Below are 15,973 nucleotides of genomic sequence, written 5' to 3'. Positions count from 1 at the left end.
TGAATATTGTTTGAAGAACTTAGGGGTCCTATAATAAAGTTGAGGCCTCAGTAAACAAATAAAATCGGAGGGAACTTATGAAAAGATTTTCTTTAACCCGACTGGCAGCTCTTTCATTGGCAGCTATGATGACAGTTTCAATGGCAGCTTGCGGCAGTAATGACGGCAAGACCAGTGAAGCAACCTCAAGCGGTTCTTCAGCCGCTTCCTCAACAGCAGCAGTTGATCAAAAACCTGCGGATCTTTTGGCTAAATACACACCCGAAATTGATTTGACAGCATGGAGATACCTTAACAACGGTATTGAATTTGCACCTGGTGATACTATCGACAACAATGTCTGGATGAAACATTATAAAGAAGACTACGGTATTAATCTTAAGTATGTTTGGACTGTTCCGGAAGAACAGTTTGACCAGAAATTGAATATATCTGTTGCTTCGGGAGACCTACCCGATATTATGTGGCTTAGAAACAAACAGTTGATTGAGCTGGCTGAAAACGACATGCTCTATGATTTGACAGATTTATATAAGAGCAATACATCAGATTTTGTAAAAGGTATATTGGAGCAGGACAAGGCAAGCTTTGATTCTGCTAAAATAAACGGTAAACTTATGGCGATACCAAGCACCGCATCATCAGTGGACAATCTGCAGATTCTCTATATAAGAGCTGATTGGCTGAAAAATCTTGGTCTCGAAATGCCCAAGACCTTACAGGAATTGTACACTGTAGCAGAGGCGTTTGCAAAGAACGATCCTGACAAAAACGGTAAGAACGATACCATTGGTCTTGCACTTGTTAAGAACTTCCTTGATACAAATAATAAACATGGATCTGCAGCCGGCCTGTTTGCAGGTTATCATGCTTATCCCAGAAGATGGATAAAGGATGAATCGGGAAATGCGGCATATGGTTCAATCCAGCCACAGGTCAAGACAGCATTGCAGGAGATGCAGAACATGTACAAGAGCGGTCTTCTGGACAAGGAATTCGGTGTCAAGGACAGGGCTAAGGTCACAGAAACAGTATCAGCCGGTAAGGTTGGTATTACCTACGGCGGATTATCCTCACCCGGCGCCTTCCTCAAGGATAACGCAATCAATGATCCCAATGCCGACTGGCAGGCAATAGAACTGGTGTCGATAGACGACAAGCCTGCAACACCTGTTACCTCAATGCCTGTTTCAAGATACTTTGCGGTCAGTAAGAACTGCAAAAATCCCGAAGCAATTATGAAAATCCTTGAAGATACTTGTGTAGGATACCAACCAGGTAATTCCCCGGAATTAAAGGAAAGAAACGACAAGTTTGGTGTAACTCCGGATGGTATAGCCGTATGGCAATATCAGTTGATATCAGTTGAACCGGCTCTTAAAAACCTTAACGCTCACAATAACGTAATAGAAGCTATCCAGAGTAAGGACACTTCAAAATTAAATTCTGAGGAAATGGGTTACTATGAAAAAATTCAGAAATCCCAGGCTGGAGACAGACAATTCTGGGGTGATGAAAGAATATTCGGTACACCTTCCAGCAGTGATGTCATAGGCAAATATGTTGACAGCAACAACCTGCTGACAAATCTGTTCTACGGTTCTCCGACACCTACGATGGTTGAGAAGCAGGCAACACTTGAAGCTATGGAAGATGAAGTATTTACAAAGATTATAATGGGTGCCTCCATTGATTCCTTTGATAAATTTGTTTCAGATTGGAAGAAACTCGGCGGAGACCAAATTACAAAAGAAGTTAACGAATGGTATGCACAGGCAAAATAATATGATGTACTTATGATTAATTAAATGTATAACATGGAGGATGCGGCTGATTCAGCCGCATTCTTTTTAAGAGTATAGGAATTTATAACTTTTGGAACAGTAATGAGGCACTTATAATACTGGGTTTGAATGTGTACACCAGAGAATTCAAACATTAAATTTCTATACTCGGGGTTTGGAAAGGGGAATCCCCTTCCCGGTTTGGAGGGGGTGCTCAGGAGCGTAAGCTCCGTCGAAGGGGGGAGTAGTCCCCCATAGCGAACAAGATAATTTGCGTAGCATAGGCAGATTACTTGAGTAGGCGCGAAGCGGATTTGCGAAGCAAATTTCTTGAAAGGGTAAAAGGGGACGTTATGCAAAAGACCGATTCCAAATATAACTCAGAAAAGATAAACAGATATGCATTGGTTACTCGTAACAGCCCGGTACTGGAAGCGCCGGATACAAAAGCTCCATTAACTGTGGGGAATGGCGAATTTGCCTTTACCGCCGATATTACAGGACTTCAAACCTTTTATGAACAATACGAATATTTTCCCCTGTGTACAATGGCACAGTGGGGCTGGCATTCCTTCCCGGTTGAAAGGGATTATTCAAAACTGCGGCTTAAACAATATGAAAGCCATGGCAGGCTGGTGGGCTATGCCGCAGATGACACAGGTCAGGAGCAGCTGTTTAAAAATCTGAGGGAAAATCCTCACCGTCTGAACCTGTGTAATATTAAGCTGAACCTAAAAGAAAACAACAGGACGGCAGTCCTGTCAGACATAAAGAATGCAAGGCAGAAACTGGACTTGTGGCAGGGCATACTGCAATCCGACTTTATGGTATTTAATGAAAGCGTCAGGGTGGAGACCTGTGCAGACCCCGAAATTGATGCCGTAAGCGCATGTGTGGGTTCAAATCTGGCCCGGTCGGGAAGGCTGGAGGTTGTATTTGCCTTCCCATATGGAAGTCCTGAAAAAAAGGCATCGGATTGGGAGCGGGAAGAGGCACATAAAAGCGAAATCGTGCATTCCAGTTCCGGCAGGGTTATTATCAAGAGAACTCTGGACAGGGATGAGTATTATGTTGACATTGTATTTAGTTCACATGCAGGAATAGAGCAAACAGGCTGCCACCAATTCACTCTTTCGCCGGCGGAGAATACAGGCGAAATTTGCTTTACAGCAAGCTTTTCTGCCCAAATGCCTGCAAATATGCCAGGGGATTTTCATGAAACCAAAAGCCGCTCCTCAACTCACTGGGAAAAATTCTGGAGCAGCGGAGGAGCAGTACAACTGGTCAACTCTTCCGACAGCAGAGCTGCCGAACTGGAAAGGAGAATAGTTCTTTCGCAATATCTGACGGCTGTTCAATGCAGCGGAACCACTCCGCCAGCTGAGACAGGACTAACCTGCAACAGCTGGTACGGGAAATTTCATCTGGAAATGCACTACTGGCATGCGGCACAGTTTACACTTTGGGGAAGACCCCAGCTGCTGGAACGGAGTCTTGACTGGTATCTGAAGATACTGCCCCAGGCGGGGAAGGATGCTGAAAATCAGGGATATGAAGGTGCCAGATGGACAAAAATGAGTGACCCCAGCGGGCTTAATGCTCCATCCAGCATAGGAGTACTTCTGGTGTGGCAGCAGCCCCATCCGATAATGCTTTCGGAGCTGTGCTACAGGGCCCGGCCGGAGATGGAAACATTGAAAAAGTATCGCAGCCTTGTAATGGAGAGTGCCGATTTTATGGTTTCCTTCCTGCATTATGATAACGAAACCGGCAGATATGTTATGGGCCCTCCTCTCATACCTGCACAGGAGACACATGCACCCGAAGACACCATGAACCCGGCCTACGAGCTGGAATATTTCCGCTGGGGGCTTAAGACGGCTGTGGAATGGCAGCTGCGTCTGGGAGAGAAACCAAACTCCCGGTATCTTGATGCAGCAGCAAAGTTGTCTGCGCTTCCTGCAAAGGACGGCGTGTATCTGGCCCATGAAAACTGTCCCGAGACCTTCACCAAAGCACCCTTTAACCATGACCACCCCTCCATGCTTGCAGCACTGGGAGTCCTCCCTGGAGAGACGGTGGACAGGGGGATAATGGAGAACACTTTAAGACGGGTTCTTGAATGCTGGGATTTTGATTCCATGTGGGGCTGGGATTTTGCAATGATGGCCATGTGCTGTGCCAGACTTGGCCTTACATCACTTGCGGTGGATTTACTGCTGGCGGATAAACCTAAGAACACCTATGCTTTAAACGGCCATAACTCCCAGGCAGACCGGGAGGACCTGCCTCTCTATCTGCCAGGCAACGGCAGTCTGCTGCTGGCTGTGGCCATAATGGCAGCAGGCTGGGAGGGTGACGGAGGAAAACCTCTGCCGGGCTTCCCGGACGATGGCAGCTGGTGTGTTGAGGCAGAGGGCTTGCTGAAATATATTTAGGAATGACAAAATAATAATCCCGGATGTCTTGGGCGGTTATTTTCCGTCTTTTCAGCATTTGATGTCAACGTTAGTATGTGTACTTGAGCTGAACAGTTGTGCCGGTTCATTGTGTATAAATGAAGGTTATGATTTTTTTGGGCTGATAAATGAATCTTACAAAATAGGTGACACACCAAATAAATGTGCACTATGTGGTCAAGTTGATACAGAATTCATTAGTTTATGCAACATATAAATTAAAAAGGAAAGGTGTGATAAAATTATGAGCAGGCTTGTTAAAGTAAAAATGACGGATACAAATGGTCAACCAATGCCGGAATACATATTAAATACTCTTTACGCAAGCGATATGTATTTTGAACCTGATATCCGCAAAAGCACTGTTATGTCCGACGGCACTGTCGAACTCCAGGTAGAAAGCCCGACCTTTATGCTCCATGGACGTGTGAACCTGCCCCTCTATGGCAACATTTGGGTAATGGCCCATAATCACGGGGAAGGATATAAAAACTCGGATTTTGCAGACGAAAGAATTTTTAATTTTGTTGCTGAAGCAATCGGAACCTATCTCTGGGAGGCTGAAAACTTTTCCAAGGGGATTATCCCCACACCATATGCAAGAGGACATTTCGATGCGGCAAAGGAATATTACTCACTGGCCGGCAAAGGTGTAGATGCCGGTTACTGCCGTTTAAAGGCCCTGTCGCATGCGGTTATGGCGGCAGAGGCAATGTGTTATGAAGCTGCCCTTGCAAAACTGGCCGAGAAGCCGAAACCTGAGCTGATGCTTGGCTGCAACATATTCAAGCATGCAGGAAACGACCGGCATGGGGAATATTTCAAGGAGCTTTTCAATTTCGCAACGATACCTTTCTACTCTTACCAGCTGGCTCCCGAGGAGGGATGCCTGGATTTTGAAAGAAGGGATGAATTGGTGGATTGGTGTGAAGCCAATGGGATAACACCAAAAGGACATCCCCTGTGGTTTGGACACAAGGAAACAAATCCTGCATGGATGTTCACAAAAAGTTATGAAGAGCTCTCAGAGTTTGCAAGGGATACAATCAAAAAGACAGCGGGCCGTTACAAAGGCCGCATAAAAGTCTGGGATTCCATGAATGAACCCCATGACTGGGCAAACTGCTTCAATTTTACTCAGGAGCAGCTTATGGAGCTTACACGTATCTGCTGTGAGACGGTACGTGAAACCGATCCCGGTGCAACTTCAATTATAAATGTTTGTCTGCCCTTTGCAGAATATGTAGCAGGGAAATTTGTCTGCTACGGACCTGTTTTTGATCAGTCCGTTTCCCCCATGAAATTTTTCAGACGCGCAATAGAAAAAGGCATTGATTTTGATGTGGTAGGAATACAGCTTTACTTCCCGGCAAGGGACATGGTTGCCGTAAATCGTCTGCTTGACGTATATGCAGGCTTCGGAAAGCCCATCCACATAACCGAAATGGGTGTTCCAGGCGGGAACACAAGAGGACAGACTGACGACATCAGCACAGTTGATCCCCAGTCACAGATCGGACTGACAAAAGGCGGCTGGCATTCGGCCTGGAATGAACATGTTCAGGCCGATTGGATGGAACAGTTTTATACCATCGCAGCAGCCCGGCCCGAAATCAAGGCCCTGACCTGGTGGGATTCAATGGACCCTGGCTTTATGAAAACCAGCCCGTTCCTTTTTGAAGACCAGGTGCCCAGAGAGATGTATTTCAGACTCAAGTCGCTGAGGCACAGGCTGAGAGGCAGGCCGGAAAATCTGAAAATCGGGCACTGATGATACTGCCTGAATTAAATATCAAAGTCTTAAAGAGTATGGAGGAGTTAAAAATGAAGTACGATAAGAATAATCTAAACATTGCCTATATCGGCGGAGGTTCAAGAGGCTGGGCATGGAACCTGATGAAGGATCTTGCCGTGGATGAGGAGATTTCAGGTACGGTAAGGCTGTACGATATTGATATGGACGCAGCAAAAGCAAATGAAAAAATAGGAAACATGCTTTCATCCCGTGCAGATGTACCCGGAAAATGGCAGTATAAAGCCATGGAAACTCTGAAAGAGGCACTCACCGGTGCGGATTTCGTAATAATATCCATCCTTCCCGGTTCTTTTGAAGAGATGGCTTCAGATGTCCATTTGCCGGAAGAGTACGGAATATATCAGTCGGTTGGCGATACTGTGGGACCGGGAGGGCTTGTAAGAGCTTTGAGAACAATTCCAATGTTCGTAGAGATTGCAGAAGCCATAAAAGCACATTCTCCAGAGGCCTGGGTCATTAACTATACCAACCCCATGACCCTCTGTACAAAAACCCTCTATAAGGTATTCCCGGCAATAAAAGCTTTTGGCTGCTGTCATGAAGTATTTTCAACACAAAAGCTTATGGCGGCAATGCTGAAGGACATGAGAGGGATAGAGGGCATCGGCAGAGAGGAAATAAAGGTAAATGTCATAGGCATCAACCACTTTACATGGCTCAATAGTGCGGCGTATCAGGGTGAGGATCTGCTGCCGCTGTACAGGCAATTTACAGAAAAATATGCCGAAGAAGGTTTTGCCATCGATGTGGAAGCGGATGCCGTACGCAACGGGTATTTCAACAGTGTTAACAAAGTAAAATTTGATCTCTTCAGGAGATATGGACTTGTTGCCGCCGCAGGAGACAGACATCTGGCCGAATTCTGCCCTCCATGGTATCTGAAGGATCCCGGCACAGCCAGGGAATGGGGTTTTGGTTTGACTCCCGTAAGCTGGAGAGTTAAGGATCTAAAGGACAAAATGGAAAAAAGCCGCCGGCTGCTGAGCGGTGAAGAGCAAATGGAACTGCAGCACTCCGGTGAAGAAGGAATAAAACAAATTAAAGCCCTGGTAGGTTTGGGCGATCTGATAACAAACGTAAACCTCCCCAATATGGGACAAATACAGGGCCTGCCTGCAGGGGCGGTAGTGGAAACCAACGCCGTATTTTCACAAAACAGCATAAGGCCGGTAAGTGCGGGACAGCTGCCCGATGAGGTGTACAGCCTTGTTATAAGGCATGTTATAAATCAGGAAACTGTTATAAAAGCTGCCTTTTCCAAAGATAAAGCCCTGGCTTTTAAAGCCTTTGCAAATGATCCCCTGGTGAATGTCGGCATTAAGGATGCCGGGATATTGTTTGAAAGAATGCTTGCAAATACCCGGGCATACCTGCCGGGCTGGGAATTTGAAAAATAGTATTGAGAAAAGTTTGGTCAATAGCACCAAAGAGGAATTTATTCCTTTTAATATGGTGAACCTGCGAGTATAATAAAGCATAGTTCAACAGTTAATTATTTTACTGTTGGCTGTGCTTATTATATTTTTAAAATGGAATTATTGAAGGAGAAGAATACTATGGAATTTACAATGGGATTAACAGGTGAAGCATCGGTTCCTGTAGACGGCAGTAATACTGCAAAGACAATGGGCAGCGGGGAGCTGGAGGTTTTTGCGACACCCTCCATGATAGCACTTATGGAAAAAGCAGCCACCAATGCTCTCAAGGAACTCATGCCGGCGGGCAGCACTTCGGTGGGAACAATGATAAATGTTAAACACTCTGCAGCCACACCCATGGGGACGAAGGTAACAGCAAAGGCTGTGCTGACAGAAGTTGATGGAAAGCGTCTGGTTTTCACAGTTGAAGCCTTTGATGAAAAGGAAAAAATCGGAGAAGGCAGGCATGAGAGATTTATCATCAATATAGATCGTTTTATGGCAAAAACCAATGGGAAAATTTTGTAAAAGCTGTTGACGGCTTTTCAAATTTATGATTTAATAGATTCAAAGTCAATATTTTTATCCTTATCAAGAGAGGTGGAGGGAATCGGCCCTATGAAACCCGGCAACCACATTTAAACATGTACGGTGCCAATTCCTGCAGGCATGCTGCCTGAAAGATGAGGGGTGATCATTATATATTATAAGATAAATGACAAACCTCGAAAGAGGTTTTTTTATTGCCTTGAAATGGATAAAAACTGACCTCATGTTAAATATTATAAAATGGAGGTATCAAAAGATGTCAAAGAGACTATTTACATCGGAATCAGTAACAGAAGGGCATCCGGATAAAATTTGCGACCAGATTTCAGATGCGGTATTGGATGCAATTTATGAACTGGATCCTCAGGCCAGAGTGGCTTGTGAGACAGCAGTAACAACCGGCATGGTAATGGTTATGGGTGAAATTTCAACTCAGTGTTATGTTGATATCCCAAAGGTTGTAAGAAATACCATCAGAGAAATAGGCTACGATAGAGCAAAATATGGTTTTGACAGTGAAACCTGTGCAGTGCTTACTTCAATTGATGAACAGTCGGCAGATATAGCTATGGGAGTTGACAAGGCTCTGGAAGCCAAGACAGGAGAGATGAGCGAAGCTCAGATCCAGGCAATTGGAGCGGGTGACCAGGGAATGATGTTCGGCTTTGCGTGTGATGAAACACCTGAATTGATGCCAATGCCAATAATACTGGCACACAAGCTTTCCAAAAAACTCAGTGAGGTTCGGAAGGATGGGGCACTGGATTACCTCAGACCTGACGGAAAGTCCCAGGTAACTGTTGAATATGACGGAGACAGGCCTGTAAGAGTGGATACAATAGTTATTTCAACCCAGCATGGTCCGGATGTAAGCCATGAAATCATAGAAAGAGACATGATGGAGTTTGTAATAAAGCCTGTTATTCCTGCCAATCTGCTTGATGCCAATACCAGGTACTTTATCAATCCCACAGGCAGGTTTGTGGTGGGTGGACCCCAGGGCGACTCTGGATTGACCGGAAGGAAGATTATAGTTGATACCTACGGCGGTTACGCAAGACACGGCGGCGGAGCATTCTCGGGAAAGGATCCCACCAAGGTTGACCGTTCTGCAGCATATGCGGCAAGGTATGTCGCCAAAAATATAGTTGCCGCAGGCATTGCAAGAAAATGTGAAGTTCAGCTCGCATATGCCATCGGAGTTGCAAAGCCTGTATCAGTTTTAGTTGATACCTTTGGTACGGCTGCCATTCCGGAGGAAAAGATTTCAGAGCTAATCAACAGGCACTTTGATCTCAGGCCGGCAGGAATAATAAAAACTCTCGACTTAAGAAGACCCATCTTCAAAAAGACTGCTGCATACGGACATTTCGGAAGAAATGACGCAGACTTTACCTGGGAGAAAACAGATATTGCCGAAATACTGAAAAAAGAAGCCGGACTATAAAATAATTCAGAAAAAGTTCGGTATAAACTTAAAAAATTTCCTAGAGGGTGTATTATCAGCCATAAGGCAGAGAAACACTCTCTGTTTATGTGCATATTTTCTCTTTCCTGTTCATTAATTCTAAAATATTATGACCGGGTGCGGCATATAATATTAATGAAAAATAATATAATGGCTGATTTTTAAAAACAACGGAAGGTGAGATAAATACTAAAATAAAGAACGGGAGCGGATGAGCGATGTAGATTTCAGCATTTTGAGCAGATTCAGCGGAATTTTACTTTGTATGATTTGACACTTTGATAAAAATATTGTAAATTATTTATAAAAATGTAACAGGGGGGTTAATAATAGTATGGACGATAATCCTGAGGGTACGTGCAATCATAGTACGGCGTTCCGCTGGATATTGCTTAATAAGGGAATTATTAATAAAAAGAGCTATTTTAGAAGACTCTGACAGTCCTTGCCCTGGATTGGTGTGTCTTTTTTTATTACCTGGAAAATAATTTTTTATTAAGTTTATTCAGATGGAGGATGGAATAATTGTTTACCGAAATTTTTGTGTTAGTAATACTTGTAATTATGAATGCTTTTTTTGCAGCTTCAGAAATTGCATTGATATCATTAAATGATAATAAGATCCGTTTGCAGGCTGAAGATGGGGACAAAAAAGCAATAATTCTACAGAATCTCTTGTCCGAGCCAAGCAAATTTTTAGCTACCATTCAGATAGGAATCACCCTGGCAGGGTTTTTAGCCAGTGCATTTGCTTCAGAGACTTTTGCCGAACCGCTGGTTAGGTTCCTGGTATCAGTTGGGGTACCGGTACCTGAAGTTTGGCTTAAAACGGCATCAATGCTGGTAATAACCATGATATTGTCATATTTTACACTGGTTCTGGGTGAGCTTGTACCAAAAAGGCTGGCCATGAAAAAAGCTGAGCCTATCGCCAGATTTGTAGCCGGTCCGCTGCAAATTCTTTCGGTTTTAACTGCACCGTTTGTAAAAATGCTGACTGTCTCCACCAACTTTTTTGTGAGGCTGTTCGGTGTTGATCCCAATGCCGAAGAGGATCAGGTTACTGAAGAAGAAATCAGGATGATGGTTGATGTTGGAGAGGAAAAAGGAGCCATACATGTAAGCGAAAAAGAGATGATTAACAACATCTTCGAATTCAATAATAAGACCGTTTCGGATATAATGACGCACAGGACGGATATAGCGGCACTTCCCATAGATGCAAGTCTGCGTGAAGTTATTGATTTTATAAATAACGAAAAGTACTCCAGGATACCGGTGTATGAGGATAACATAGATAATATAGTAGGAGTAATGCATTCAAAATATGCTTTCAAATTTGTTACAAATGATGATATGTCAAACTTCAGCTTGAAAGAATTGATAAGGCAGCCTTATTTTGTGCCCGAATCCAAAAGAACTGATGAGCTTTTCAAGGAGCTTCAGCAAAACAAGACACATATGGCAATAATTATTGACGAGTATGGCGGCACCGCCGGAATTGTTACACTTGAAGATTTAATTGAAGAGATAGTAGGCAATATTTTTGATGAAGATGATGATGAAGAAAAAGAATTGGAAAAAATCGACGACAACACATTTATAATAAAAGGTTCAATCAGCCTGGATGAAGCGCAGGAGATTCTTGGAGCAACTCTGCCGGTTGATGACTATGAAACTCTGAGCGGATTTATTATTGGGCAGATAGGCAGGATTCCTGAAAAAGGAGACGAACCCACCATAGAGTTCAATGAGTTTGTATTTAAAGTGGAAGAGGTGGAGGAAAAGAAGGTATCAAAGGTAAAAGTCTGCCGGGCCCTGTAACACATACCCGTTACACTTCATAAAATATGGTACGACAAATTTTAGGGAGTGATAAATATGGGTATAGACTACGCAATACTTTCACTTCTGGCCATATTTGGACTTATTAGTCTGTTTTTGGACATCTTTAAATTGATGGGCAGGAAAAAATACTTTGTAGAAAAAGCGAATCTGGTTCTCCTGGTTAACGACCAGGAGCAGAACATTGAAAGAATGGTCAGAGATGCAATGGAAAGCAAGTTTGTACGGAATATAGCCATAAACGGCAATTTTATAGTGGTCGATATGAACTCAAAGGACGAAACCTTGAAGTTATTGAGAAAGCTTGAAAATCAGTTCCCGCTTCTGGAGGTATGCTCCTTTGAGGACAGGGATTGCATATTCTATAAAAACAAAACTTCATAAATATGGGCCTACATAAAAATGTGGAATTCCTCCGGGGTGTATAAACCGCAGCCGGAGGGATTTTTTTTCTTATATGCTCTAATTCTTGATGGTGCGGACAAAATACGATATTATTTATAGTGAAAAGTAAGGTCGGTCACAGACCATTGGGTAAATATTATAATTTTACAGTGTGCACATGGTTTGGCTGTTGGCACACAGATGGAGATGTTATGGCAATTGGGCAGTTTCAGCAGCAAAGATTTTCTTTTGACAGTTATGCTGTAGGTACGAACTTAAGCATCATCGGAAGATTTGATTATAAAATATATGAAAATTCGGAAAACGGGTACAAAATCTATACCTTTGACATTGAGAGAATAATAGATGAAGACGGTTTTGAACACGAGGCTGCCGACCAGATAAGTGTGACGGGCTATTACGAAGTCAATGAACACTGTGCCGTACTGCCCAGCAAAGTAACGGGTACGGTGGCTGCCTACAGAGGAGAAAAGCAGCTTAAGGCCGACACTGTGGAATTTATTGAGCCTGCTACCGATGAAGGGATAATTTCCTTTTTGTCCTGCGGAATAATCAAGGGTGTGGGCGAAAAGACAGCAAGGAATATAGTATCGGGGTATAAATCCGGTTCGGGCTATGTTGAGGGCTTTGGCAGCAAAACCCTTGAGATAATAAAAAACGAGCCTTTGTCCCTGACAAGGATAAGAGGAATCTCACCCGATAAAGCCAGAGTCATCCATGATTCCTATATGGAAAACATGGAGTATCAAAATGTCATGATTTTCTTTCAGAAGTTTGGAGTATCTTCTGCAAAAGCCATGAAAATATATAACACCTTCAAGGGCACATCCATTGCCATTGCCGAACAGAATCCATATATGTTCGCAAATATCAAGGGTTTTGGCTTCAAGAGCTGTGATGAAATTGCAAAAAAGCTGGGTATTGACCCGCACTCCATATTCAGACTTGAGTCCGCGCTTAAAAGTGTACTTGAAACTGCGGAAGCCGACGGACACTGCTATCTTTTCAAGGACAGGCTGCTGGAAATGACGGCAAAGGCATTAAGCGACGAAACAGATACCATATCGGCAGCCGAGCTGGAAGAAGCTTATGTCAGAATGGTTAAGACCGGCAACTTCGTAAATTTAACCTATTCGGAAAACCAGGAAAGCTTCGAAGCTGTGTATACAAAGGAAATGTATAAAATGGAGTACGAAACTGCCGTTGCCATCAAGGAGATAGTGCGCTGCCAGCCCGACGTACGGATGTGTCATGTAGACAAGCTGATTGAGGAATTTGAAGCCATCCGTGGTTTTGAACTCGAAAGTATGCAGAAGGAAGCAGTCAAGGCGGTTTTTGATACAAATCTGCTCATACTGACCGGTTCGGCGGGAAGCGGTAAAACTACAACGGTTGAGTGTATGATATATGTCCTGCAGAGATATTTTGAAAATCAGGCGGAAATGAGCTTCATGCTGGCGGCACCCACGGGAAAAGCCGCAAAACGGCTCACAGAGATTACGGGTTTTGAAGCTATGACCCTTCACCGCCTGCTGCAGTTTTCATATGAGAACAAGGGATTTTTTTACAGGCAGGGGAACGAACTTCCCTATGATTTGATTGTAGTGGATGAAAGCTCGATGTTGAGCATAGACCTTGCACACGCACTGTTTACGGCTATTTCGCCCGGCACTGCTGTGGTTATGATTGGGGATACACAGCAGCTCCCGTCGGTTGGCGCGGGAAATGTACTGGACGATATGATCAAGAGCGGAATCATCAGGACTGTAAAGCTGAATGTCATAAAGCGCCAGGCTGACGGTTCGGGCATCATATCCAATGCAAACAGGATAATTAACGGCGAAATGCCTGAAATCATAAATGAGAACAAAGATTTCTTCATTATAGAGGAAGAGGATAAAAACAGGGTTATAAAAAAGACTCTCGAGGCGCTGACCAGGCTGATGACCGGGTATAACTATACCATTGACGACGTGCAGGTGATTTGCCCCCAAAAGACCTCGGAAATTGGAACCTACGAAATGAACAAGGCCATTCAGGAGCTTATAAATCCGGCAGCCGCAGACAAGGCCGAAATTAAGAGGGGCAACAGCACCTTCAGGGAAGGTGATAAGGTTATCCACCTGAGCAATAACTATGAGTCCCCTCATTATCACAAAGATCCGCTTACCGGAAGGTATGTTGCTGAAGAAAATTGCGGCGTCTTTAACGGGGATATCGGAAGGATCATGGAGATATCTCAAATTAGTGAGGCCGGCGATGCTTCCGGGGATGACGACATAAACAGTACAATTGCGTCTGAAAAAAGAGTTGCAGTTCAATATGATGACTTTATTATAATTTATCAGATAAATGAACTGGAGGAGATAGACCTTGCCTATAGTCTTACAGTTCACAAGATGCAGGGTTCCCAGTGCGAAGCTGCCATTATTCTTTGTCATATGAGAAATTATATAATGCTTAACCGCAATCTGGGCTATACTGCCGTAACCAGAGCAAAAAAGATGGCCTGCATAATAGGACAGAAAAAAGCTGTAAAAGTAATGGTATCCAATGTAAAAATAAACGAAAGAAATTCAATGTTATGTGAACTGCTAAGAATATAGATTTATGTCAAAAACAGGTACATCATAGTATAAATATGGGAATAATGTAATATTGCATAACATAACAAACTGATGTAAAATGAAATTAAGAATAACAGCGTTCCGTATATAGGAGGAGGGTACTTATAAGCCTGCTAGAGATTTTATTTCCTCCAAGGTGCAGCATCTGCAACAGTATATTATCACCGGGAAGTCCTATCTGTATATGTGAGCCTTGTGCCCTGGATATGGACTATTTTAATAACGGGGTCAATTTGCTGAACTTGCCTGAAGACCATGAAACCTATTGTGATGGGATGATATGTGTAGGTAAATACTGTGATTCTTTGAAAGATTCCCTGAGGAGATACAAGTTTGCCGGTAAACCTTCATACTACCGGGCATTTGGCAAGCTGATTGCATTAAAGGTTCAGAACACCGAACAGTTGGGGAATATCGATATTGTCATTCCTGTACCCATGCATAAAAGCAGGCAGAAACAGAGAGGATACAATCAGGCTGCTTTGATAGCCGGGTATGCAGCCGGTCAGTTGGGTATAAGGTTTGAAAACAACGTACTTATTAAAACCATGGAGACCCGGAACCAAAGCTTGTTAAGCAAGGCAGAACGGCTGGCAAACCTGGAGGGAGTTTTCAGGGTGGTTTTTCCAGGGAAGGTCGCCGGCAAAGATATTTTGCTGGTGGACGATATTATCACTACTGGAAATACTGTCAACCAGTGCAGCAAGGCTTTAAAAGATGCGGGTGCAAACAGGGTCATTGCAGGAGTTATAGCTACGACAAGAATGGATTACTGACATTTTACCTGTATATAACATTTAGTGTTAGGGGGAGAGCATATGCCGGATTTAAGAAACTGCAGGCGTTGCGGGCGAATGTACAACTATATTGGAGGACCACCTATTTGCCTGGATTGTAAAAATGCCGATGAAGAAGTCTTTAAAAAGATAAAGGATTATCTGTATGAATTTCCTGGAGCCACACTGTCTCAGGTTGCTCTGGACTGCGATGTAAGTGTGGAAAAAATAAAGATGTTCCTGAGAGAGGGACGTTTGGAAATTACCGATGGGGCAAATATTATTCTCGAGTGTGAGAGATGCGGTAAATCCATCAAAACCGGCAGATTCTGCAATGAATGCCAGAATCAGCTCCACAATGATATTTCCGGATCATATGTAAAATCTGATAAGGATGAAAAGGAAATAAAGAAGCCGGGTGTGGGTATGAGATACCTGAATAAAAACTTTTAGTTAATTGGCGAAAGCCGGGCTATAAATTTATGAATAATGCGGGAGTGTCGCAAAACTACTGATTATTAGTAGTGATATGCTCCCTTCTAGGTAGACAATTAAAATAATAAAAACTTGTCACTTAGGAGGGAGTATATTTTATGGCATTTAAACACAAATATTCCTACGCTGAAAAAGAGAAAATTATTATTGAATATCTTAACAACACTTATGGATTTCGAGAATTATGTCGTATATACGAAATGAGTCAAGGCGCACTAAAGGGTTGGATCCGTCTATACAATGCTTTTGGATTTGAAGGATTAAGAACAAGTAGTCAAGCAAGTAGATATTCTTCCGTATTAAAACAGTCAGCTGTCAATGATTATCTGAA

General features: G+C 43.3%; 12 protein-coding genes and 1 riboswitch. All 12 genes read left to right on the top strand.

Annotation, left to right across the window (positions count from 1 at the left end; translation table 11 throughout):
- Positions 1-77 precede the first annotated feature (77 nt).
- Complete coding sequence (locus T344_RS0111895; protein ID WP_027628906.1) at positions 78-1,784, top strand: extracellular solute-binding protein; 1,707 nt, start codon at positions 78-80, stop codon at positions 1,782-1,784.
- Positions 1,785-2,137: 353 nt separating this feature from the next.
- Positions 2,138-4,222, top strand: coding sequence for a glycosyl hydrolase family 95 catalytic domain-containing protein (locus T344_RS0111890; protein WP_051571790.1), 2,085 nt, complete (start codon positions 2,138-2,140; stop codon positions 4,220-4,222).
- A gap of 265 nt (positions 4,223-4,487) precedes the next feature.
- A complete protein-coding gene (locus tag T344_RS0111885; protein ID WP_027628904.1) occupies positions 4,488-6,014 on the top strand; it encodes an endo-1,4-beta-xylanase in 1,527 nt (508 codons plus the stop codon).
- 53 nt (positions 6,015-6,067) lie between these two features.
- A complete protein-coding gene (locus T344_RS0111880; protein ID WP_027628903.1) occupies positions 6,068-7,456 on the top strand; it encodes a family 4 glycosyl hydrolase in 1,389 nt (462 codons plus the stop codon).
- A 159-nt stretch (positions 7,457-7,615) separates the two neighbouring features.
- Complete coding sequence (locus T344_RS0111875; protein WP_027628902.1) at positions 7,616-8,005, top strand: thioesterase family protein; 390 nt, start codon at positions 7,616-7,618, stop codon at positions 8,003-8,005.
- 57 nt (positions 8,006-8,062) lie between these two features.
- A riboswitch (SAM riboswitch) is annotated at positions 8,063-8,167 on the top strand.
- 115 nt (positions 8,168-8,282) lie between these two features.
- Complete coding sequence (metK, locus tag T344_RS0111870; protein WP_027628901.1) at positions 8,283-9,473, top strand: methionine adenosyltransferase; 1,191 nt, start codon at positions 8,283-8,285, stop codon at positions 9,471-9,473.
- 546 nt (positions 9,474-10,019) lie between these two features.
- Positions 10,020-11,318, top strand: coding sequence for a hemolysin family protein (locus T344_RS0111865; protein ID WP_027628900.1), 1,299 nt, complete (start codon positions 10,020-10,022; stop codon positions 11,316-11,318).
- Between the two features lie 57 nt (positions 11,319-11,375).
- Positions 11,376-11,723, top strand: coding sequence for a glycosyltransferase family protein (locus T344_RS0111860; RefSeq protein WP_027628899.1), 348 nt, complete (start codon positions 11,376-11,378; stop codon positions 11,721-11,723).
- Positions 11,724-11,935: 212 nt separating this feature from the next.
- A complete protein-coding gene (recD2, locus tag T344_RS0111855; RefSeq protein ID WP_027628898.1) occupies positions 11,936-14,350 on the top strand; it encodes an SF1B family DNA helicase RecD2 in 2,415 nt (804 codons plus the stop codon).
- Positions 14,351-14,604: 254 nt separating this feature from the next.
- Positions 14,605-15,147 carry a ComF family protein gene (locus T344_RS0111850; RefSeq protein WP_242842069.1) on the top strand — a complete coding sequence of 181 codons (543 nt, stop codon included), beginning with the start codon at positions 14,605-14,607 and terminating at the stop codon, positions 15,145-15,147.
- A 42-nt stretch (positions 15,148-15,189) separates the two neighbouring features.
- Entirely contained in the window at positions 15,190-15,600 is a 411-nt protein-coding gene (locus T344_RS0111845; protein ID WP_027628896.1) for a MerR family transcriptional regulator, read from the top strand.
- A gap of 140 nt (positions 15,601-15,740) precedes the next feature.
- The coding region (locus tag T344_RS0111840) for a helix-turn-helix domain-containing protein (protein WP_027628895.1) at positions 15,741-15,973 on the top strand (233 nt) is incomplete at its 3' end.

Source organism: Ruminiclostridium cellobioparum DSM 1351 = ATCC 15832 (genome assembly GCF_000621505.1).
Classification (GTDB): Bacteria; Bacillota; Clostridia; order Acetivibrionales; family DSM-1351; genus Ruminiclostridium; species Ruminiclostridium cellobioparum.
The sequence above is the reverse complement of the archived record's forward strand: the minus strand, read 5'-3'. Positions and strand labels throughout refer to the sequence as shown.

Coding starts and splice junctions, on each gene's coding strand:
- T344_RS0111875 (WP_027628902.1), top strand. CDS start 7,616: ATGGAATTTACAATGGGATTAACAGGTGAAGCATCGGTTCCTGTAGAC.
- T344_RS0111845 (WP_027628896.1), top strand. CDS start 15,190: ATGCCGGATTTAAGAAACTGCAGGCGTTGCGGGCGAATGTACAACTAT.
- T344_RS0111885 (WP_027628904.1), top strand. CDS start 4,488: ATGAGCAGGCTTGTTAAAGTAAAAATGACGGATACAAATGGTCAACCA.
- T344_RS0111895 (WP_027628906.1), top strand. CDS start 78: ATGAAAAGATTTTCTTTAACCCGACTGGCAGCTCTTTCATTGGCAGCT.
- T344_RS0111860 (WP_027628899.1), top strand. CDS start 11,376: ATGGGTATAGACTACGCAATACTTTCACTTCTGGCCATATTTGGACTT.
- recD2 (WP_027628898.1), top strand. CDS start 11,936: ATGGCAATTGGGCAGTTTCAGCAGCAAAGATTTTCTTTTGACAGTTAT.
- metK (WP_027628901.1), top strand. CDS start 8,283: ATGTCAAAGAGACTATTTACATCGGAATCAGTAACAGAAGGGCATCCG.
- T344_RS0111880 (WP_027628903.1), top strand. CDS start 6,068: ATGAAGTACGATAAGAATAATCTAAACATTGCCTATATCGGCGGAGGT.
- T344_RS0111890 (WP_051571790.1), top strand. CDS start 2,138: ATGCAAAAGACCGATTCCAAATATAACTCAGAAAAGATAAACAGATAT.